General features: G+C 58.7%; 13 protein-coding genes. 1 reads left to right on the top strand and 12 read right to left on the bottom strand.

The window, feature by feature from the left end:
* Positions 1 to 4: 4 nt before the first annotated feature.
* From Z946_RS0116480 to Z946_RS0116460, 5 genes are all read right to left on the bottom strand, one after another.
* Positions 5 to 697 (bottom strand): 4'-phosphopantetheinyl transferase family protein, encoded by a 693-nt coding sequence (locus Z946_RS0116480; protein ID WP_025056826.1) that lies wholly within the window; start codon positions 695 to 697, stop codon positions 5 to 7.
* The gene (locus Z946_RS0116475; RefSeq protein WP_025056825.1) at positions 697 to 5,250 is read right to left on the bottom strand and encodes a MupA/Atu3671 family FMN-dependent luciferase-like monooxygenase; all 4,554 of its coding nucleotides are present in this window, start codon (positions 5,248 to 5,250) and stop codon (positions 697 to 699) included. Before Z946_RS0116475 ends, Z946_RS0116480 begins: the two co-directional genes overlap by 1 nt.
* Positions 5,247 to 6,245 carry a glycosyltransferase family 2 protein gene (locus Z946_RS0116470; RefSeq protein WP_025056824.1) on the bottom strand — a complete coding sequence of 333 codons (999 nt, stop codon included), beginning with the start codon at positions 6,243 to 6,245 and terminating at the stop codon, positions 5,247 to 5,249. Before Z946_RS0116470 ends, Z946_RS0116475 begins: the two co-directional genes overlap by 4 nt.
* 5 nt (positions 6,246 to 6,250) lie before the next feature.
* The gene (locus tag Z946_RS0116465) at positions 6,251 to 12,730 is read right to left on the bottom strand and encodes a type I polyketide synthase (RefSeq protein WP_025056823.1); all 6,480 of its coding nucleotides are present in this window, start codon (positions 12,728 to 12,730) and stop codon (positions 6,251 to 6,253) included.
* A gap of 275 nt (positions 12,731 to 13,005) precedes the next feature.
* Positions 13,006 to 14,457, bottom strand: a complete 1,452-nt coding sequence (locus tag Z946_RS0116460; RefSeq protein WP_025056822.1) for a membrane protein — start codon at positions 14,455 to 14,457, stop codon at positions 13,006 to 13,008.
* A gap of 205 nt (positions 14,458 to 14,662) precedes the next feature.
* On the opposite strand from Z946_RS0116460, the gene Z946_RS0116455 reads away from it, so the two are divergent.
* Positions 14,663 to 15,409, top strand: a complete 747-nt coding sequence (locus Z946_RS0116455) for a WecB/TagA/CpsF family glycosyltransferase (RefSeq protein WP_025056821.1) — start codon at positions 14,663 to 14,665, stop codon at positions 15,407 to 15,409.
* 16 nt (positions 15,410 to 15,425) lie between these two features.
* Here the strand turns inward: Z946_RS0116455 and Z946_RS0116450 are convergent, their stop codons facing one another.
* The 7 genes from Z946_RS0116450 to Z946_RS0116420 form a co-directional block, all read right to left on the bottom strand.
* On the bottom strand, positions 15,426 to 16,370 hold the full coding sequence (locus Z946_RS0116450; protein WP_025056820.1) for a glycosyltransferase family 2 protein: 945 nt from the start codon (positions 16,368 to 16,370) through the stop codon (positions 15,426 to 15,428).
* Positions 16,367 to 17,410 (bottom strand): glycosyltransferase family 2 protein, encoded by a 1,044-nt coding sequence (locus tag Z946_RS0116445; protein ID WP_025056819.1) that lies wholly within the window; start codon positions 17,408 to 17,410, stop codon positions 16,367 to 16,369. The genes Z946_RS0116450 and Z946_RS0116445 overlap by 4 nt, the downstream gene beginning before the upstream one ends.
* Positions 17,411 to 17,445: 35 nt before the next feature.
* Positions 17,446 to 18,783: an NAD(P)/FAD-dependent oxidoreductase gene (locus tag Z946_RS0116440; RefSeq protein ID WP_025056818.1), complete on the bottom strand. Its 1,338-nt coding sequence runs from the start codon at positions 18,781 to 18,783 to the stop codon at positions 17,446 to 17,448.
* A gap of 13 nt (positions 18,784 to 18,796) precedes the next feature.
* The gene (locus tag Z946_RS0116435; protein WP_081780845.1) at positions 18,797 to 20,296 is read right to left on the bottom strand and encodes an aldehyde dehydrogenase; all 1,500 of its coding nucleotides are present in this window, start codon (positions 20,294 to 20,296) and stop codon (positions 18,797 to 18,799) included.
* A gap of 4 nt (positions 20,297 to 20,300) precedes the next feature.
* A complete protein-coding gene (locus Z946_RS0116430; protein WP_025056816.1) occupies positions 20,301 to 21,215 on the bottom strand; it encodes a dihydrodipicolinate synthase family protein in 915 nt (304 codons plus the stop codon).
* A gap of 7 nt (positions 21,216 to 21,222) precedes the next feature.
* Positions 21,223 to 21,924 carry a GntR family transcriptional regulator gene (locus Z946_RS0116425; protein ID WP_025056815.1) on the bottom strand — a complete coding sequence of 234 codons (702 nt, stop codon included), beginning with the start codon at positions 21,922 to 21,924 and terminating at the stop codon, positions 21,223 to 21,225.
* A gap of 82 nt (positions 21,925 to 22,006) precedes the next feature.
* A complete protein-coding gene (locus tag Z946_RS0116420) occupies positions 22,007 to 22,996 on the bottom strand; it encodes a GGDEF domain-containing protein (RefSeq protein WP_052836159.1) in 990 nt (329 codons plus the stop codon).
* Between the last annotated feature and the right edge of the window lie 23 nt (positions 22,997 to 23,019).

Below are 23,019 nucleotides of genomic sequence, written 5' to 3'. Positions count from 1 at the left end.
CTGATCAGGCTCCTTTGCAGCCACCGTGATCTGTCCAGACCGCTGTGACAAGATGATCCTCAATCCCGTCGAACTTGCCCGGCATTTTATCGCCCACAGCAAAGCACCCCACAGGTTTTGTAAATGCTGCGGTAAAGCGTTGCTGCGCCAGATCAAGCGATATCTCAATATGATCGAACCCGAAAAGCGTACGCGTGATCGGATATTGGGCTTTATAGGCGGCTTCTTTTGCGCAGAAAATAAGCTTGGCCAGTCGCAACCTGTAAGGTCCATCAATGTGTGCAAGCTCGCGGTCCGAGCAGATGGTCGCCAGCAGACCAACCTCCAGATCGGCATTCTCTTCCATATCCAGCCCCAGATGAAACGGCGCTGTGGTCAGCACAGCCGCGCACAACTTCCCTGTGTGCGAGATGCTGCCACTCAGCCCCTCTGGCCAGTGCGGCGCGCGATCTGGATGTGCTGGTATCGGTTCGGGGGATCGGCCAAGCGCGGTCATGGCCTGACGGGCCGCCGTTCGCCCTGCTGCGAATTCTCGTTTACGGACCGGAAATGCACGCCTCAAATGGCGCGCCTCACGGCCCATCGGTTCAGGTTGCGCCACGCGGGGGTCAGTGACACCGACCGCGACAGGAAGATCATAAAGCGCTGCGATCTGTGGCGCGATAGTTGCGTGCATCTTCGGGTCGCGCATGCCCATCAGGTGCCTGCCTTGCTGCGCCCTGCCCGCATGGCGCGACGCTTTGAAATTGTCTCGGACTTTGCGGGCTCCGGCGTTGTGGCCGCAGTCGCTGTTTGATTGCCGGACGCCTTGTCGATGTGGCCGGCCAGTCCGTCCAGCGTGGGGAACCGGAAGATATCGGTGATAGACAGGCTGTCTGTGCCAAGCGCTGCCTTGATGTCACGGTGGGCCTGCACAGCGAGCAGCGAATGACCGCCCAGCGCAAAGAAGTTATCCTCACCACGGATATCGGACAAACCCAGCAGCGTCGACCAGACCTGTGCGATTACACCTTGTGTGCCGCTCTGTGGCGTGGCCGGTGCCTGTGCACGTGAGGCGCGGCGGCGCTCGGGCATCGGCAGCGCTTTGCGGTCGATCTTCTTGTTCGGGGTCAGGGGCATCGCATCTAGCGTCATCAAGTAGCTGGGCACCATAATATCGGGCAATACCTTGGCCAAAGCAGCGCGGGCGGTGTCGGGGTCAATCTCATGTGTCGCTGTGACGTAGCCTGCCAGATGCGTGCTGCCCTGCGCTTCGACCGTGCTAACGACCGCCTGTGTGACGCCGGGCAACTCGGCAAGGCGGGCCTCGATCTCGCCCAGTTCGATCCGGTGGCCCCGTATTTTGACCTGTGCATCGGCCCGACCCGCAAAGTGCAGACAGCCTTGTGCATCCCAGACGGCCAGATCTCCGGTGGCATAGATCTTGCCGGAGCCGAACGGGTTGTCGACAAAACGCTCTGCGGTAAGCACGTCGCGCTGCCAGTAGCCCTGTGTCACGCCATCCCCGCCGATCCAAAGATGTCCTTCTTGACCAACAGGTTGCAGGCCCATGTTGTCATCCAAAATGAAGACTTCTGTGTTCGCGATCGGCGTTCCAACGGGTGCCGTTGCCGCCGTGCCATCCGTAACCTTATGGGTGGTCGACCAGATCGTTGTCTCAGTCGGGCCATACATGTTCTGCAGGCTGGCGCGGGTGGCTGACTGCAACGCGGTTACCAACGATCCCGGCAGCGCCTCGCCGCCTACCATAAGGTGTGACACCTGACCCAATGCCATACGCGCCTCATCATTTGTCACAAGCATTTGGGCCATAGACGGGGTACATTGCAGATGGGTGACTTTGTGCCGGATGATCTGGGCCGCAAGCGAGAAATCATCGTCCGCCAGCGCCGCGCCCTGATTGCTGAGCTTATGAACCTCGGCCAGCGGCTTCAGCCCTTCCATGACCAGGGCCGGATCAATGCCATAGTCGATCAGACAGGCAACTTCGGTCACGCCGATCTGCTTGAGCGCTTCGACCCGCGCCACGCCGTCAGCCACGGTGCCGAACATGCCACTGTCGTTGAAATAGCGTTGGAAAGCGAACTCAAGGATCGCGTCTAGCTCTTCGTCGGACACTCCCTCAAGATCCAGATCAAAGGCATTTGATGTGCCTTCGGGGCGCTTGAATGCGGGAAATGCCCAAGCATATTGTTTTATCAGTGCCGCAGCAGAGCGCAGGTAGTCTTTCATCGGGCCACGCGCCACCTCTTCAGCGGCTTCGCGCGTGTCGGCCAGATAGCTGTGCAGCATCAGCGTTATGGTGAAATCTGCTGGATCATGGCCTGCCTCACGCAGGGCCTGATGATAGATTTTGATCTTGTCCCCGACCTCCTGAATGCTTTGCCCCAGCAGGTGGGTCAGTACGTTTGCGCCGATTTCGCCCGCTTCCTTCCAGGTTTGAGGATTGCCCGCCGTGGTCACCCAGATGGGCAGCTTTTTCGACACGGGACGCGGCTGGGTGACGACCGCATGCATGCTGCCATCCGCCTTTGGGAATTCGACGGCATCGCCTTGCCACAGACTGCGCAGCTGGTCGATTGCGGCATACATCGCAGGTTTGTTCGCGGGCGGCGTATTTTCTGGCCGCAGCACAAAGTCATCAGGCTGCCAGCCTGATGCAATGGCCAGCCCAACCCGTCCGTTGGTCAGATTGTCGATAACAGCCCATTCTTCGGCAATGCGGGCCGGATGGTGCAGTGGTGCCACGCAGGACCCTGCCCGCACGGCCAAATTCTGCGTCACTGCCGCAACCGCAGCACCGGTTACCGATGGATTGGGATAAGGACCGCCGAAGGCATGGAAGTGCCGTTCCGGTGTCCAGACCGCGTTAAAGCCGTTTGCATCCGCGAACTTCGCCCCTTCAAGCAAAAGCTCGTATTTCTTGGGCCCGACACCATCATCATTCCCCCAGTACATCAGGTTGAAATCCATTTTGGCGTCAGAGACCGCAATCGGCCCGTTCGAGACCAACGTACGGCTTTCGTCCCCTGCAAGCACCAGCTTGAACCCGCGAGCCAGTGTCCAAAAGAGTTCAAGCACAGAGATATCGAAACTGAGTGATGTAACGGCAAGCCAGACAGCGCCTGCTTCGTGGTCAATCCGGTCATCCATACCGGCAAAGAAATTCGCGACGTTTCCATGGCTGACCATCACCCCTTTGGGCGTGCCGGTGGAGCCGGAAGTATAGATAAGATAAGCAAGATCATCCGCAGTCGCACGCGGTTCAGGATTGTCAGGGCTGGCCTGTCCAAGATCGGGCTGCGTATCAATTTCGATCACCTGTGCGGAATGATCGGGCAGGTTCGCGGCAAGCGTCGAATGACTGACAATCAGGGGTGCCGCGCTGTCGCTGATGTAATGCGCAATCCGGTCAGCCGGATAACCGGGATCAAGTGGCACATAGGCACCGCCCGCCTTGAGGATGCCAAGCGCACCCGTCAAAAGGTCAACCCCGCGCGCCATATAAAGGCCGACCGGCGTGCCCGGTGCCAAACCCGCGCCCCGTAGCACATGCGCCAGACGGTTCGCGGCAGCGTTCAGTGCTGCGTAACTCAGCGTCTTCCCTTCGCACACGAGTGCGTCTGCATCTGGCGTGCGGGCTACCTGTGCCTCGAACGCTGCGTGGATCGGGGTGGCGTCGTAGGCGCGGTCGGTTGCGTTCCAGTCGCGCAGCAGCTGAAGTTCGCTTTGCGGCATGGCCCAAAGATCATCGCAAGTTCGCGCATCACTAAAGAGGTTCAGCGCCGCCTCAATCCGCGCAGCGAGCAGACCGGCGGAAGGGGCGTCCAGACGCGATGCGTCAAAATGCAGTGCAGCCACGCCATCACTGACACAGACGGTCGCTGCAAGCGACATGATCGGGGTTGAAGTGAACGACAGACCAATCTGCGGCACATGCCCCTTACCGAGATCGGGATCGCGCAGCATCAGATCACGTGCGATGCCGCCCGCGTCTTTCGCATCCGATACGTTCTTTGTTATCCGCGCAACACTTGCTTTGGCACTGTCTTTACCCACAGCGGTGACGCGCAAAGGACCCCAGTCGGTAGCAAGCGGATGAATTTGGGTCGTTGCAAGCGCGATGCACCCGTCCGTGCTGTCACCGCTGCCCAGCAAGGAAAGTGCGGCAACTGCCGCAAGATCGGAAGCGGACATCTGCGCCGGTACAGGCACATTGACCGACTGCATGTCAGTGTCCCCTATGGCCGCATGGGAAAACACCAGATCGACCGGACCAGCCGCTGACAATCTGCGCCGCCAGCGCGGTTCGGATGAGACATTGAATGCAGGGAGATCGGCACCCGCAATTTCATCACCAGCAGAGAAAACGACGCTCGGGTCGATATCAGTGCCATCCAGATCGGTGAGACCACGTAACATCACCGGATCGCTTTCTGTACCGATAACCAAACTATCTTTGCCAACGCGCAGAACCTGTCCTGCATCGGCAGTCTCTCCGGTCACGACCTCCAGCGACCCGATGCGCCAGAAAGCATGCGGCACCGCAAGTTTCGCTGTGGTCAGCGGATTCCAATAGCTGCCGAAATCGAGCCCGCGCACCAGCGCATCAAGCTTCGACGCCGGTTTGTGGAAATCCAGAACGCCCATATTCTCGGGGCGTTCATCGCGGGCGAAATAGCTGCGTTCGCTCAGGTCTTGGGGCCTGCGCTCCAGCGTGTCAGCCTCCAGTTGCGATAGCACGGTGCCAAAGCTCTCCATCCCTGCCGCATAGCATTTGGAGTTCAGACTGAAGGCAGTCTCCTGTGGCGCGATATCGATCATCTGTTGGGCCAGCAGATCGCCCTCGTCCACGCCGCCCTCCATCATATGCCAACTTACACCGTGCGTGGTCTCGCCATTGATAATGGCCCAAGCAGGCGTGTTCAGTCCGGCATACGCAGGCAAAGGGCCGTCGTGAAAGTTGATCGCCCCTTTGCGTCCAAGCGCCAGCACATCGTCAGGGATCATCCTTAAATTTGCGATACTCAGCAACCAGTCCGCATGCAGACTTGCCCCGATTGCATCACGCGGTTGCGCCAGTACGGTGATACCCTTCCCCTCGGCCCAGCCCCTAACCGTGGCATCGCCCGTAATAACAGCCTCAAGCCGGTGGCCGCCCGACAACATCATGTCACCGCAGGCGATGGTCAGGGATTCATCACCGATCAACAGTGCAGAGAACCCTTGGGGACTAAAGGTGGCGGTCATGTGTTTTTCTCCGGTAAGGCCCGGCGGGGCTCAACAGTTCGGACTCGTGGGCTTAATCCCAGGCTAAATGCAATCAGATCACGGTGGAACCGTGGCGCATCATGTGTCGGCCGTCCCGTCAGTTTGCACCGCACCACATGGATCGCGCCGCCGGCCAGACGTGCAACCGTCGCCGCGGCCGCATAGAGCGCGCCATGGTTTTTCGTATAATAGTGACGGCGCGAAGCGAACCAGTAGGTTGGCATCCGCTGCCATTCCTTCATCCCCGTAGAGACAGAGCCGATGTGGACAACGCCCGCCTCTGGTAAATACCAACATTCCCATCCGGCATCTGCCGCGCGTTTGCATAGATCGGTTTCTTCGAAATAGAGAAAGAAGGTCTCATCAAATCCGCCGATGGCGTCAATCATAGAAGCGCGAACCAGCACAGATGCACCCGCGACCCAATCCACTTGCGTGGTTGTTCTCGGCAAATCAGGAGCGACGACAGAGGACTTAAGCATGCGTGTAATCGGCCCGAAACGGGCAGCGCCCTCAAATTCACCCGCAATGGAAGGAAATCGGAATGCGGTTGTGTGGGCCACGCCGTCTTCGCCGCGCACGTGGCTGCCGGCAAACCCTGCCTGTGGCTTGGCCTGTAGATGCTCAATCAGCGCGGCCAGACATCCGGCATCGGGAAATGCATCGGAATTCAGGATATAAAAATAGTCGGGCTTTGTGCCGTCCGACATGCCAGCCTGCATGCCAAGGTTATTGCCCGCGCCAAAGCCGCCATTGACCGGTGACAGGATCAGCCGGACACGATCGCCTGCGTCCCAATTATTATCTTTGATGGCCTGCCCCAAGACTTCAGCGGACCCGTCGCCCGAAGCGTTATCGACAATCACAAGCTCTGCGGTCTTCGGCATGTCCGCCAAAGCGGCCTGTGCCGCCTTGAGGGTCATCTGGGCCGTGCGATAATTCAAAAGCACCACAAGCACGCGGGGAGAGGTCATCGAAGTCATTCCGCCGCTGTCGCCTGTGACCAGACATCGGGCGCTTCTGCGCCTTGCGACTGCAAGCCTCGTGCAATAGCTTCGCCAACTTCTTGCGCCAGCGTGGTGACATTTGGTGCGAGCACCATGCTTTCGTGATTGCCCGGCACTTCGATCACCTCAAGCTGTGGCGCGAATTGGCGCCACTGGTTGTCCTCGAACACATACTCGCGTTCCTGACTTACCCAGTTGCCGCCGGTGACCGCCCAATGACGGTCAAGCGCGGGACGGAAAAGCGCAAGCGGTCCATCCCACTTCGGTGTCTTGTACTTGCCGACCGCTTCGAGAAATGCGTCCTGCACCTTGAGATTGTTGAACTCCGCCCCCGTGCCGACGGTTGGCACATCACCCGTCTGGCTGCGTTTCTGCTTTTCCCACGCCCAGCGCTTTTGCGCCCATTCCAGCAAAAAGCGCGGCCCTTTGCTGCGCATCTCCGCAATCTTTATCAACGCTTTGTCCGGTCTGTTCAGCGACGGACGCACAGGCAGCGGGGTATCAAGCAAGATCACAGCACCAACTGCGTCTCCGGCATCGCGCAATTGCTGCGCCATTTCGTAGGCGGTGATACCGCCACCGGAATATCCTGCCACCAGATAGGGGCCTTGTGGCTGGACCCGCTTAATCTCTGCCAGATAATCGGCGGCGGCGGCGCTCACATCACGGTGTGGGTCAGTTTCGCCGATAAGTCCGCGGGCCTGCACGCCATACACCCGGCGCTCTTTACTGAAAGGCAGTGCCAGATGCCGCAGATTCAGCACGTTGCCAAACATACCCGCCACAATGAACAGCGGCGGTGCATCTGTGCGGTCACTTTGATTGAGCGGCACAAGGAACTCGAAACGTTCAACCGGCGCAGCGGTGACTTCTCCATCCGCAAGATCGCCCGCGTCGCCTGTTTCAGCAGCGATTAGTGCCGCACATTTGGCGATTGTCGGAGCCTCAAACAGAACGGAGATGGGGAACTCCACCTTGAATTCGCGTTTGATGCTGGCGAAAAGCCGCACCGCGATCAGGGAATGCCCACCAAGATCAAAAAAGCTGTCCTCGACCCCCACAGGGCTGACACCCAGCAGATTTTGCCAAAGATCCGCCAGCCGTTCTTCGATACGGTTGCGCGGTGCCACGAATGACCCGTCAAGATCGGGCCGCTCAAAACTTTGACCTACAGGCGCGCTGTCCTGCACCGGCTGGTTGGCTTGCGCGATTAACTGGGCCAGAGGCACCGAAGACACCATGACTTGCGGGACGTCCAATGCCAGTGCACGGCGCAGCGCTTGCGGCCCTTCTTCTGCACGGATCCCCTGTGAGACCAGATAAGCGAGGCGCTCTTCCGCCGGTGTCAGGTCTGCCCCGCTGTCATCCTCATCTTCAAAGCGAACTTCGGCGGATGTCAGTGGCGTGGTGCCAAATCCACCCTCAAGGCGTTTCATCTCAAAATCACCGACCTCAACCAGCACATTGCCAAAGACATCGGTCAGCGCGATGTCAAACCGTGCAAAGCCGTCGCTGGCCGCCCCGTCCGACAAACGTACCCATGAGCGTATCCGGGCCGGCAACGGTGCATGCACACGGATCATGCCATAGGAGACCGGCACCCAGAGGTGGGATGTGTCATAGCCCGGGACAAGCTCCATCGCCCAACCGGTCGCAAGATCCATCAATCCTGCATGCAACACATGACCGTCTCGCAGGTCGCTTTCTAATGCGACAGGCAATGACAGATCGGCAAGCCCCTCGCCCGCGCCCGTTCGCGTGTTTTGCAAGACATGCCAGCGGGGACCGAAGTCCAGATGCGCCTCCTGCGCCGTCTTAAGGCGTCCGCCCTCAGGCGCGGTTTGCGTGTCGGGGCATCGACTTTCGATCGCGGCGAGATCAAGCGCATTCGGGCGCGCCACCTGAGGAGGCGATACCATGGCCTGCGCGTGCAGTTGCCAGCCGGATTTCCCCTGAAGCCTGCAATCGCTGCGCATCTCGACCGCGAAGCCGTCTCCCTCGGGATGCAAAGTGAGCTGCAACTCGCGTGACGTGCCTGCCTCGACCGGCAGGGCGCGCAGGAAATAGAGGTCGGAAATCTCGAAGCCCGCCAGCCCTTGCGCCGCCGCTGCTTCTGCAAGCACGGCGATATATCCGGTACCGGGCAGGATTGCCTGACCGTCGGTTGTCCGGTGCTGGTCCAATATCCAATGATCTGTCGACAGCGGCGCGGTAAAGACCGGATCGCCGGCAGAATCGGCACCAGCTTGCTTGATTAGTGCACTGTCTATCTGGCGCGGTGGCAGCACATCGCCTGCGCCACCTTGCAAGGCGCTGGCGGCCATGCCGACATCTGACCAGATCCCCCAGTTGACTGCGACGACCTTGGTCTTGCCACCGCGACGGGCTGCGGCAAAGGCGTTCAACCATGCGTTAGCGGCAACATAATCTGTCTGTCCTGCCGCGCGGGTGGCCGTAGACGTGGACGAAAACAGCACCAGCAGTTCAAGCGCACCATCAGGCAGCACCTGATCGATCACGCGCAAGCCTTGAACCTTGGGGGCCAGAACCGCGTCAATCCGGGCGTCCGACTTAGCCAGCAATGGCGCGTCATCCAGCGTTCCGGCCGCATGGATCACACCTGTGACGCTGCCGTAGCGCTCTGTCAGGTCCGAAACAACGCGGCGCATCTGCGCAAGGTTGGCAACGTCGGCCGCTGCCACCTCAAGCGTGCCACCACCCATTTTGGCAATTTCCTCAAGGCGCATTGCCGCACGCATCCGCCGGGCGGTGCGATCTGAAGTGTCATGGGTCGAAAGATAGCTATCCCAGAGGGACCGTTCCGGCAGCGCCTCACGCGACAGCAGAATAACCGCCGCCTTGTTTTCGCGCAGAATATCGGCGGCCAGTGTCTGGCCGATCCCACCGAAACCACCCGTAATCAGATAGGTGCCGCCATCGCGGAATGCAGCTTTATCGTTCGGGCCAAGGGGCACCGGCTTGTAGCTTTGCTCAAACCGTTTTGCGCCGCGGTAGGCGACAACACGGTTGCCGGAAACTGCAGTCAATTCCTCTAGCAATCGGTCCGTAAGGTCGTCATCGTTTTCATCCGTTTCGGGCGGGCGCTTGGCAAACCAGCCTTTCGCGGTGTCGTCAATTTTTGCCTGCGGCTCAAGATCGATCTGATCGCAAGTCACGCCCGGCAATTCCCGGCCAAAGACCCCTGCAGGGCCTGAAACCATCGCTTCTTCGGGATGTGGGACGTCCTCTCCCTTTACCTGTGCGGCACCGGCGGTGAACACCGATAGATGCAAAGGCGCGTCCAGCCCCGCCTCAGACAGCGCTTGCGCAAGCCACGTGAGACTCCAGAAACCTTGCTCCAGATTACGGTCGAATTTCGATGAGCCGGGCCGTGGTGCTACATGATCGTCGGTCAGCCAGAAATGCGCAATGCGGTCCGGTGATCGTTCTTGTTCTGCCACTGCGGCAATCAGTTGGTCATATCCGGCGCGCCCTTGCTCGGGTGCAATCGTGTAGGTCTCTTTGTCTGTTTGAGCAAATGCATCGCCCGCGCGCACACAAGTGACGAGGTGACCCGCATCACGCAACCGCGCAACAACAGGAGCGGCGACACCCTCCTCGTCTGTAAAGAACAGCCACTTCGACGGCGCAAGCGCCAGTTCAGTTGCAACGTCGATCTCTGTTTCAGCCAGACGCGGGCGCCACGCGGGCACAGATCCCCAATCTTCCATGTTATCACGACGCTCAAGCAAAGGTGCCGCTTCGATCACTGCAGCTTTGCCGGGTTCGATAAAGTATTGTGCGCGCTGGAATTGATAGGTTGGCAAGACCACACGGTTGCGCCGTGCCTCGCCCCAAATCTGTGACCAGTCCGCATCAAGCCCGCAGGCCCAAAGCCGTCCGATCACCGATACGAAATACATGTCATCCGCGATATCCTGCTCGGGATGGCGCAGGGATGACAGCACCTGCGCAGGTGCCACTGTTTCGCTCATCTGTGCCAATGCGGACAGCGCTTTGCCCGGCCCGACTTCGAGATAGATACGCTTGCGCGGGGCCGACAATGTCGTGATGCAGTCAGCGAAATTTACGGTATTGCGCAGCTGTCCGACCCAGTAATCGGGGCTTGTCGCTTCGTCGGCGGTGATCAACGCGCCGGATCGATTCGAGACAAACGGCATCTGTGGTGCTTGCAGATCAAGGCCTGCCAGAAAATCACGGTAGCGGTCCAGGATCGGCTCCAGCATCCGGCTGTGTGCAGCGATGTCGATGGCAATGCGCTGGTACTCAAGCCCTGCGCCGGCAAGCCGTTCCTGCATCGCATCAAGTGCCGCCTGCGGGCCTGAAACAGCGATCAGCTCAGGTGCGTTTACAGACGCGATATCAAGGTCGTCACCCAACAGCGGCGCAATAGCGCCAAGCGGTGCTGAAATGGACAACATCCCGCCCGCCGGCACCTCATCGAACAGGCGACCGCGCAACAGAACCAGATCTATCAGGTTCTCAAAGCTCATCACCCCGGCAAGACAAGCGGCGACGTTTTCGCCCATGGAGTGGCCCACCATCGCGGCAGGCTGAACACCCCATGACATCCACAGTTTTGCCAGCGCGTATTCCACGATTGCAATCAGCGGAAGCTGCACCGACGGTGTCTTCAAACGCTCTGTCGCCTCATCGGACTGAGCGTCCTGAGGCAACCAGATGGCGCGTATGTCATAGTCGAGCTGCGGGGCGAGATGCTCAAGCCCCTTGTCCATCCACTCGGCAAACTCCGGCTCGGTTTCATAAAGATCCCGTGCCATGCCAACATATTGCGCCCCGCCACCGGGAAACATGAACACCACTTCGGGTGCGTCGCCCAGCGTATCATGGGTAAACACGCGGCGGGTGTCCGCGTTCTCCAGCAGTTGCGCCGCTTCTTCATGCGTTTCAGCCACAACAACACGCCGTTTCTCGAACGCACGCCGCCCGTTCTTGAGCGTGTACGCCACATCTGCCAACGGCTGATCGGGGTGCTGCCGCAGGTGCTGCACCAGCGCTTTGGTATTTGCGTCAAGCGCGGCTTTCGACGCGCCAGACACCGTCAACGCATGAAAAGGCCAGTCGCTTTCCTCGGAAGGCGCACGCAAAGGCGCTTCTTCGAGGATCGTGTGGGCGTTTGTACCCCCGACCCCAAGCGCGTTTACCGCAGCACGGCGCGGGCCGTCACCCGCCTGCCAGTCGGTCAGCGTATCGTTCACACTGAACGGGGAGCCATTGAAAGGAATCGCGGGGTTCGGGGCTTCGTACCCCAAAGACGGTGGCATCTGTTTATGGTGCAATGCGAGCGTCGCTTTAGCCAGACCAGCGACACCGGCCGCCGTGTCCAAATGGCCGATGTTTGTTTTCACCGATCCAATGCGACAGAAATCCACCGCGTCTGTTTGCGCGCGATAGGCTTCGGTCAGCGCCGCGACCTCGATGGGATCACCGAGATACGTGCCCGTTCCGTGACATTCGACCATGCCGATGCTCTGTGCCTTCACCCCTGCGGCATCAAGCGCCGCTGCAATCGCCTGTGTCTGCCCATCCACGGAAGGAGCGAGGTAGCCCGCCTTGGCTGCGCCGTCATTGTTGACGGCAGAGCCTTTGATGACCGCCCAGATATGATCCCCATCTGCCACCGCATCCGACAAACGCCGCAGCGCCACGGCACCTGCACCGGAACCGAACACCGTACCCTGAGCGCGGTGATCGAAGGCGTGGCAATGCCCGTCGGGCGACAGAATTTCGTTTTCCTTGAACACATAGCCGCGCCCCTGCGGCAACTCGATCGTGACACCGCCTGCAAGCGCCATGTCGATCTCGCCTGCGCGCAACGCCTGACACGCATAGTGTATGGCCACCAAAGACGTGGAACACGCGGTTTGCAGATTGATGGACGGACCTTTGAGGTCAAACACATGGCTTACACGGGTCGACAGGAAATCCTTGTCGTTGCCGGTGTGGCGCAGCAGGAACATGCCCACATCGTCAACCAGATCGGGGTTAGAGCAGATATTGAAATAGAAATAGCTGCCCATACCGCAGCCTGCGTAGACACCGACAGGTCCGGGAATGGTTTCGGGCGGATGGCCCGCCTGCTCCATCGCTTCCCACGCCACCTCAAGAAACTTGCGGTGCTGTGGGTCAAGGATCGCCGCATCTTTGGGCGAAAAACCGAAGAAATCCGCGTCAAAGGTATCAAACCCTTCCAGAAGGGCAGCGGCCGGTACGTAGTTCTTTTGGGCCAAAGTTTGCGCAGTCTCGCCTGCATCCAGCAGTTCCTGCTCTGACAAGCGGCGGATCGATTCCACCCCTTGCGCGAGGTTAGCCCAGTACGCATCCACCCCGGCAGCACCGGGGACGTTGACGGAAAGGCCAACAATTGCAATGTCTTCACCCCGCTGAGGGTGCTTTTCCGAAGTCGTCATCTGTACCAACTCATCCCGTCTCAAGTGGGTCATCAAACGCCGCCCAATGCCCTTCATATGGGCTACCGAAGCCGTTTACGTGTTAATTCAGGCATTTTTATGCCATTTAGAACCTTCTGCGCTGGGTTTGAGGCCATGTGTTGCAGCAGGCCAGTTCGATGCCGTGAATATCACAACAATCAAGCCGCTTCACGGGGAGTTTCCCGGGATTGGAAACAATACTACGACCGATTTGACTTTGAACGGATGTATGGAGCGCCAGACGATCTACAAGTTCAAAAGATGGTGCGTTTCCCTTGCGGCAGCGCCGCATCGGATATCGCGGCACCCTGCAACTCAAAACGCGGTCTTTTGGCGGGACGCGGCATCCGCTTTTCCGCGTGTCCGAGGATTGCGCCAGCGGTCAGCCATGTCCACGGGGTCAATGTAGCGTTCAATAACATGTCGATCATCGTTACGCCCAGAATAAGGCAGAGCGGCGCAACATAGGGCGACAGCGCAGGCCCCTGCCGCAATGACCACCACATCAGGACAAGCGGCAAGGCCAACAGCCCGAATTCGCAGATATAGCCCAGCCACCCGAATGTGCCGAAAATGATAATCCAGCGGCCATCCGGGATCGTCATAATCTCACCGGTTTCCGGATTGCGGATCAAGCTGCGACCCCAACCGCCCCAGCCAAATGCCGGTTTTTCTGCAGCACGGGCAAGGAGTTGCTCTTCGTTGTTGAAGCGGTAGGCGAGACTTTCTGCACGCTCGACACTGATCGCTTCTGCTTGGGCGAGGATCGCGTCCAGTGGCACAAGCTGGAAGGTGCGCAGCATCGGATAGGCCACCGCGATGAATGCAAAAGCTGCCGCCAGCCGGATCTGCCATTTGGGCGGGGCGAACAAGACAAGCGGTGTCAGCGCAAGCCCGTAGGCCAAAGACGCAAAACTTTTGCACAGCACCAGCATCATCGCCAGATAGCCAGCCAACATCAGCACCTTCCAGCGGTCAACCGGTGCTGTCGCACGGGTCAATGCCGCCGCCGACATCAGGGCCGCGCAGACAAGCAGCGCAAGCCACAGGCCGTGAGGCAAAAAGACAATGGGCCTATAGCCCCCTGCCCGAATGGTCTGCTCGAAGGAATGCTGGAAAAAGCCGTAAATCCAGACGTTCATCTGCGGGCTCAGACGAATTTCGATGAGCGAAGGCACTGAATAGACCAGTCCGCCAACCATCAAGGCCAACAGGATTTCACGCAACCCTTCGTCACTGGACAGAAACTGCCGCGCCAGCACAAACGGCACGATTGTCAGAACCTGAGAGATCAGAACCGAGCCGATGTCGCGCACCGACTGGCCGGGCAACCGGTCGACCACGAACAGGATCGGATCGGCATTGCGAAGCACTTCGAATATGATCGGGTCCCTGTTGGTAAGCACGGTCGGAATGGCCGAAAGGATCAGCCCCGCCCCAAGAAAAAGCGCCAGGCGCGACTGCGGGATCAGCTGCACCTTTTGTTTGAGCGCAAACATCATAATCAAAAGGACTGAAAGATTCGGGATGGTTACTTTGTCCATCCCTGGCACCAGCGGCAAATTGAACTCTGTCAGCGGCGGCAGAAACAGATATCCCCCAAGAATGGACCAGATCAAAGCCCGCTCCACCTTCTGTGTGCGAAACAGCACGAGGCAGACAAACGGCCAGATGGCCAGCATCAGGTATGCAAGTCCGTTTCCCATGTATGTCTTGTCGCCTGCCCTGCCGTTGATTTGAACTGGCGGACAAACTAGCACTTGGCGCGGTGCTTGTCATCCCGCTAGACTGCACGCTCAGTCACAAACGATCTGGGCAATATTGGATCAAGAATTTGATTTTAATGAGTAATTCATGCGACACAGTGCGCGACTGCCGCCTATCGGCAACAGGTCGGGTGGATGTGGACAAGTGAAATTTGGCAGTATTGCGCATGAGGTCGAGGTTAATGTGCCGACACGTAGGGCATTGTTTCAGGCGGTCCGCCAGCGCTTTGAAAATCGTACGGGCTTTGCCCTTGCCACGCTCAATCTGGATCATCTGACCAAACTGCCGCATGACCCTGACTTTCTGAGCGCTTACCGCGCGCATGATTTGGTGGTGGCGGATGGGCGACCTGTGGTCTGGATGTCCCGTCTTGCAGGCAAACCGGTCGCGCTGATGCCCGGCTCTGATCTGATTATCCCCCTTTGCAAAGTCTGCGCGGAAATGGACGCACCGATTGCGCTGGTCGGAAGCTCTGACGCGGCATTGAAGGGCGCAGCCGATGCATTGACCCGGACCGTACCCGGTCTTCAGGTCGCCTACACCCATTCTCCGCGTTACGGGTTCGACCCTGCGGGCAATGAGGCCAAGGAGATTTTTCAGGCTCTTGCGGCCTCTGGCGCGGGGTTATGCTTTGTTGCTTTGGGTGCACCAAAGCAGGAGATTTTTGCCGCGCAGGGTCGCAAGCACGCGCCTGACGTCGGCTTTGCGTCTATTGGCGCGGGTCTGGACTTCCTTTCTGGTCATCAGGTACGCGCCCCGAAAATCATGCGCGCGCTTGCGCTGGAATGGCTGTGGCGTGCGTTGCAAAGTCCAACCCGGATGATACCGCGCTATGCCAAATGTTTTGCTATTCTGCCCTCATTGATCGCGCAGTCGCTGCGACAGAGGTAGCGCGTCGCGTTGATATTTATTTGTATTCAATAATGCGGGTGGAGCCGCCACGCAGGCGCGTGATGTAGAATTTCAGCGCCCCGTAACTTTCCGCGAACTTTGCGATGGTCGTGAAGAACGCCCAAGCCAGCCCCACGCGGCGGGTCAAGCGCCAGACCTGTAGCGGATAAACCAAGAAAAGAGCGAAGGCCCAAGGTCCGAAAAGAAATGCCAGCAGCAGAATTCCCAGTGGCATCACCGCGCCCCAGAGCAATGCGCGGCGGGTTTCGACCACCCAGTGCCGCTCTGGCGCGGAGCCGTGAAGTGCGGCACCTTCCGCAAAGGCGTGACCCGCCCGTACCGACCGCCGCCACCACTGCGCAAAGCGCGTGATCGCCGCATCGTGCCATGTCATCTCGGCGTCCAGCCGCCAGACTTGCCATCCGCGTTGTCGCAACCGCACACACATCTCCGGCTCTTCACCGGCTATCAGGTCATCGCGGTATCCACCAACCTCGCGCAAGGCCGTCACACGCATCAACGCATCACCACCACAGGCTTTGGTCTGCCCGATAGGGGTATCCCATTCCGCATCAATCAATGCATTGTAGATTGAGGCCGAAGGTGCCCGCTCTCTCCGCCGGCCACAGACAACTGCAACCTTGGCGTTGTCGTGTAGAAAAGCATGGGCCGCTTCGATCCAGCCTTCGCGCAGCACACAGTCACCATCGAGCAGCTGGACATACTCGGTTTCTGCGTCTAGCTCTGCCAGCCCTGCGTTGCGGGCACGCGCCGCAGTAAAGGGTTGTGCCATATCTAGTTCGACGACCTCGGCACCTGCATTGCGGGCAGCCGCGACCGACCCGTCAGTTGACCCTGAATCGACATATATGATTTGCGCGACCTTGCCCTTTAACGCCGCCAAACATTCCATCAGCCGATCACCTTCGTTGCGCCCGATCACAACAGCAGCGATACTCATGCCTCATACTCTTTGATGAAGGCTGAAAACCGAGCCGAGCCGACCAGAAATCCGGCGCGGATCAGCAGGTCAACGCGGTTCCAGCGCCGCGCATCAAGAGAGAAAAGCGACACATCGGGTTGGTCAGAGAGCACCGCAGCACGCGCCGCGTCTTCGCCATGCGCCAGATCGCCGGACAAAAGAGATGCCGCATCCCGTGCGATAGCATCGCCTGCGAATTTGTAGTGTTTGATCACGCCTGTCACATCGCCACAGACAACTCCCATCGACAGATGCGGATGCGGGGCCGGAGTGACGCCTTCACCGTTGAAGATCAACGGGTGTTTGGTCAGGCAGCAGTTTTCGCCAAAGACCTTCCCGCGGACCCCTCCGAACATGAACTGTATCCGATCATCGGACACCGTGTTGTTCCGCAAAAGATCGCTGAACTCGATCTCGGGGCTGTGATACGCAAACCGCCGCAGGGTCGAGATGTCAAAGTAGGAAAAGGCATCAAGCGCGTGTGCATAGCTGTAATTGCTCACCGCATTGAGCGGGGCTTTTGGAAACATTTCAAGCATTTGCGCAACCATCGCAGTCGCGCCTTGCGCTTCAAGATAACGGGTCAGCCCATTGATCCCGATCTGTTTGCGGCCCTCGAAATCAAACATCTCGTCCATGTCGATATAGAGACACCATCGGTTTCGGCCGTACCTCTGGGCAGGGTGCGCGCGGATCAGATCCTCGTATTCAGCCAAGGGAAGCGGAGATTGGTCAAGGATTGTGTCAGGCTCTGCCATGATCCGTGCTATCGTGTCATCGGTTGAACCGTTGTCGATAAAGGCAAAGTGTTTCACGCCAAGTGCGCGATAATACGCCAGAAATTCGTCCAGATAATAGGACCCGTTGCGCACGAGTACGATGGCCAGCACCTCGTGCTCACGAATATCGGGGGCCACCGGTCCATGCAGATGCCGCACCGAGCGTTCGAAACGTGCAACGCGGGCGCGCTCGGCTGTGCGCTGCCACAAACGGCGCAGAATATGGACGGGGCTTTTCATGAGGGCGCAATACGGCAGATTAGTCCTGCGGTCTACTATTCAGCGCCTGCGCGGCGCTCTTTCCAGCGTAGATATGCATTGGCACCCCATGTGGCAAAGGGCTGTGGCGGCAGGGGTTTTGGTTGCGCTTCTTGTTCGAAATGATCGCGAATGGCCGAAGGATGCCCCATCACCGCTTCGGCCGCCGCGATCCCCGTCAGAGTGCCGCGTGCAGTGCCCAAGCCGTTTTGCACGCAAGCGCTAAACACGCCCTGCTCGATTTCGCGGGCGACGGACACACCGTTGAGCGTTAGGCACAAATGCCCTGCCCAAGCCTGTGCCATCTCCATGCCTGCCAGGTTAGGGAAGCGGTCTGCAAACTTTTTCATCTGCACTGCCTTGGCGCGACTAAGATCCTTTGGACGCGCCGACATGTCTGGGCGTACCACAGCGCAGGTACGCGTGATGATCCGGTTGCCACCCTGCGCGGTATCAATCCGCCGCATCGTGGTGCCCATTGGATCGGCAGGCGTGATGCCCCAGCGGGGCGCCCCGCCAAGGGCTGCAATTTCCTCTGATGACAATTCCGGCGTTATCGATGCAAATAGAAAAAGCTGGATCAATCTGGCCTTTGCTATCCCAAAGCTTTCCAGATGCCCGTTCGCCGCGACTATGATGTGACCCGACCGAACGTCGCCTTGTGCCGTGCGGACGCGCCAACCGCTGCCTGACTTCTCAAAACCGCGCACTGCACAGTGTTCGACGACCTGCACGCCAGCTTGACGCAGACCGGCGGCGAGCCCCTGCACGTAGCCTGCGGGTTGCAGCATCAGAGTTCCGGGCGTGTAGAGCCCTGACCGGTAATAACTACTGCCTGTCAGCTCGCACATGGCATGAGCGTCCAACATCTCGGATGGTTCGCCCAGTGACGCCAGATGCCGCGCATAGCTTTGATTATGTGCGTCGCCCGCCTCGGTCGCCGCTCCGTTCACTTTGCCCACAAGATCAGCATAGGCGGGATTGATCCGGTATTCGGCCACAGCGCCTTTGGCAAAGGCAATTGCCTGCCGGTTTAGTGTCGTCAGCGCCTTGTCATCGCCGCCGCCTGCATAATCATCCGATGCCAGATCGTGTGGCAGATCGATCATAAAGCCTGAGTTGCGGCCCGCGCTCCCCTCGCCCACGCGCAAGGCATCAAGCACCGTGACGCGCAAACTCGTGTCCAACTGAACCAATCGCCGTGCCGCAGACAAACCGGCAAAACCAGCGCCGATAATTGTGACGTCGGCTTTGTGCCCCTCCGTTAGCGGCTGAGCGGCCGGATAGTCACCCAGCAGTTCCGCCCATGCTGCAGGACTGTCAAAGCGCGGTATCCGTTTGGCGCTGTACATCATACACCTTTGCGGATCACGACACGGCCTCTTCCGCATCATCAGCAAGGTCGATCCATATGGTTTTGATCTGCGTGTACTGATCGTGTGCAAGGATCGAATTATCCCTGCCGCCAAAACCGGACTGTTTGTATCCGCCAAACGGTGTAGCAATGTCGCCTTCGCCATAGCTGTTGACCGTGACCGTGCCAGCCCGAAGCATCCGTGCGCCGCGAATGGCGCGTTTGGCGTTGGCGGTAAAGAGCGAGGCACACAGGCCGTAATCCGTGTCGTTTGCCACTGCGATAGCCTCGTCAAACGAAGAAACCTCAATCACCGTCAGGACAGGGCCAAAAATCTCGTCCCGCGCAAGCGTATGCTTGTTGTCGGCGACTTCGAGCACTGTCGCTTCGACAAAGACACCGTCCCTTGTGCCGCCCCCGAGTACTGCATCAGGCGCGTCTTTCAAATATCCGGAGACCTTGTCGAAATGCGCTTTCGACACCATCGCACCCAAGCGTGTTTCCGGATCAAGCGGGTCGCCCAAAGGCCATTCGCGCGCATGCGCTTCGATCCGCTGCATCACCTCTGCCTTCACAGTCTTATGCACAATTAGCCGGCTGATCGCGGAGCAATTCTCGCCCATGTTCCAGAACGCGCCGTTCACGATGTGCGCGGCGACACGGTCAAGATTTTCCGCGTCGTCCATCACCACGCAGGGGTTTTTGCCGCCCATCTCAAGCACTACTTCCTTGGCATTGCTTTCGGCGGCATAGCCCAGAAACCTTTTGCCAGTCACGGTTGATCCCGTGAAGCTGACCATGTCGATATCCATATGCCGGCCGATGGGCTCGCCCACCTCCTCACCACTGCCCGGCAGCACATTCAATACGCCGCGCGGTACACCGGCTTCGTAAGCAAGCTCTGCCACACGCAAAGCCGTCAGCGAGGTTTCTTCAGCCGGTTTCACGATCACAGAACAGCCCGCCGCCAGCGCAGGCCCGATTTTCCACGCCAGCATCAGCAACGGAAAATTCCACGGCAGTACCAGACCAACGACACCGATGGGTTCACGTACCACCATGGCGATATGATCGTCGGAAGACGGCGCCATAGAATCGTACATTTTATCAATCGCTTCGGCGTGCCATTTGATGCAATGGATTGTCTCTGGCACATCGACCGTCTCACAATCAAATATCGTCTTGCCACTGTCGAGGCTTTCCATCACCGCCAACTCGCGTGAATTGCGGGTCAGCAGCTTCGCAAAGCGGATCAACACGTCCTTGCGATCTGAAGGATGCATCCGCGACCAACGACCGTCTTCAAATGCTTCACGCGATTTGGCCACGGCAAAGTCCACGTCCTGTGGCCCGCAGGCGGCGACGTTGGTCAACGTTTCGCCCGTGGCGGGGTTTACTGTCGCAAACGTTTTGCCGGACGCTGCCGGGCGGTATCCACCGTCAACAAACGCGTTGGTCGCGAACGTCATATCAGCAGCAAGGGCGGCGTATTCTTCTTTCGTCAGCAGATCCATAATCCTAGCCCTTCACGATGTCGTCGATGGTGATTTTCAGTACGCGAATAACCTGTTCAAGGTTGCGTTTGTCGTCTTTGTTCAGTGGCTTGAGCGGTGGCATCATGCCGCCTGCATCGACGCCCGCCATAGTGGTGCCATGCTTGACGCATTGGACGAACTTGCCGCCCTGTTCCAGCACGCGCATCAGGGGCATCATCGCCGACATGATGCGGCGGCCTTTGTCAAAGTCCCCCTCCACCGCGCAGGCCTGATAGAGCGCGACATGCTCACGCGGCAGAAAGTTGGAGCCAGCGCAGACCCACGACCGCGCGCCCCAAGCAAAGAACTCCAACGCCTGATCGTCCATACCGCAAGACATCTGTATATGCGGATAATCCCGCGCCAGCAGATGCACACGGTTGATGTCGCCCGAGCTTTCCTTGATCGCGCAGATATTGCGGCTTCGCCCTACACGGTCCAGAAATTCTTCGCCCATGTTTACGCCCATGCGGCCGGGGTAATTATAAAGCATCACTGGCAAATCCGCCGCGCGATCAATCGCGAGCGCGTTCAGCGCGTTTTCTTGCTCCGTGGGGACCGCATAGGGCGGTGTACCCAGAAGGATTGCATCGGCACCCATCTCTTTCGCACCTGATGCCAGTGCGATGGAATCGGGCGTGCGCATGGTGCCTGTGCCGACGATCAGCGGCAGCCGCCCATTCAGGCGCTCGTGTGTGAAACGTGCCAGTGACAAACGTTCTTCTACACTTTGGGCATAGTTCTCGCCGGTCGACCCGCCTGAGATGATGCCGTGCACGCCCGCATCAACCAGATGTTCGACCTGATCGGCAAGCGCGTCGAGGTTAAAACTGCCATCAGGTGCCAGCGGTGTGACGATGGGCGTGTAAATGCCCTCAAATTTGAAGATCGGGGTCATAGGGTCCTCATGCGGGCATCGCCAGCCCAAGAGGAAGATCCAACCCCTTCGGCGTGACAAAAAGTTCAATGTTATTGCGTGACAGGTTCCAGTGCTGAACCGCGAGATCGCCAGCGGCCTCGGCATCCCCAGCCTCAATCGCGGCGATAATCGCATCGTGCTGTTGGCTGGCTGTATCAAGGTTTTGCGTGTTTTGCTGATCCCGCGGATGAAAGAACGTCATCGAAATGCGGGCGTGGTCAATCAGCAGCCGCTGAAAGCTCGGCATCAGATAGGTGTTGCCCGCCATGTCGCCGGTGATCTCGTGAAAACGATTATTGGCTAAAGCACGGGCCGCGATATCGCCGCCCCGCAAAGCGGTCTTGAACGTCAGTTGGGCGGATTTCAGCACCTCGATCTGGGTGGGCGTGGCGTTGTGCGCTGCAAGTCGGAGGATCGCCCCATAGATCATTGGTGCGGCCATAAAGAAGTCATGCAAGCTGCGATGGGTCATCTCGGTCACGCGCGCGCCGCGATTTTCGCGGATCTCGACGTAGCCCTCGCCCGCAAGTTGGCGCAAGACATCCCGCAATGGTGTACGCGACAGCTCCCACTGCTCTGACAGGGACGCCTCATCCAGATCAGCCCCCGGTGCCAATGCCTGTGTCAGGATCGCGTGTCGCAGATGCTTCAGCAGCTCCGCTTTGATCGTTTTGCCAGCTGTCGCCACATCACCCTCATTTGAAAAGGAAACCTTTCAAACGAATAGCTGATTCTATACAATATGTATACAATATAGTCTTGATGATTTCTCAGGGATGGCGTCTGTCATTTTGTGCGGGCGCGCTGACGGCGTTGGCCGCTTCTCGCAACTCCGGATGGTAGAGTGTCTGCTTGGCGCGACCCGCGTTCTTGGAGGCGTAAAGTGCTACATCCGCATCTGCCAACAGATCTTCCATTGTCGCGGTCTCGCCCGGCTGGATCCAGACAGTGCCGATGCTGGCAGATATGCGGCAATCGGTGCCTTGAAAGGGCATGGGTTCTTCCAGCCGCTGTATGATCCGGTTACCCACTCGGCGCAGCACTTCGTCGCTGGAAACTTCCGGCAGAACCACGGTGAATTCGTCGCCACCCACACGCGCGACAAGGTCAAGGCCACGGGTTTCATCCACCATAATCCGGGCGACATTCTGCAACACATGATCGCCAGCGGCATGGCCCAGCGTGTCATTGACCGCTTTGAAGTAGTCCAGATCAATCTGCATCACCGCAAAAGATGCATGTCTTTCTAGCAACCGTGTAAGCACCGTATCCAAGGCCCGTCGGTTCTTTAATCCGGTCAGAGTGTCAGTATATGCCTGCTCTTCGGCGGCGATCTTGGCCCCCTGCAGACGGGTATTGAGCCGGTAAGAAGCATCCATAGCGGCGGTCTTCGCCTCCACCAGATAGAGCATTTCGATAGCAAGATCAGTCGCGGCGAAATCAGCGTTCGTCAAAGCGAAATCGCGCACACCATCAAGGATCGAAATTCCGAAGCTCAGGTTCACAATCACGCGGTCCTGTGTACGGTCCATAGGAAGCATGATGCCTTTGAGCGATGTGTGTGGTGCATCGCGCAGTTTCAAGCGAAGCTTGGTCTGATCAATGCCTTGCAGGTCTGTCTGGGATGAGAGGCTGCGGGGAAATTTAATATCAAAAACATCCAGCAGGTCACGCCCGACCAGCTGTGCGGCATCGCGCATCTTGTGCAGTGTTGGCCCCGCGTGCAGGATTTTGCCCGCCCTGTCTAGGATCAGGTGCATGGGGCAAAGTACGTCTAAGGCGC

Source organism: Sulfitobacter noctilucicola (assembly GCF_000622385.1).
Taxonomy (GTDB): domain Bacteria; phylum Pseudomonadota; class Alphaproteobacteria; order Rhodobacterales; family Rhodobacteraceae; genus Sulfitobacter; species Sulfitobacter noctilucicola.
Note: the sequence above shows the minus strand (reverse complement) of the source record. Positions and strands in the feature narration are given on the sequence as shown.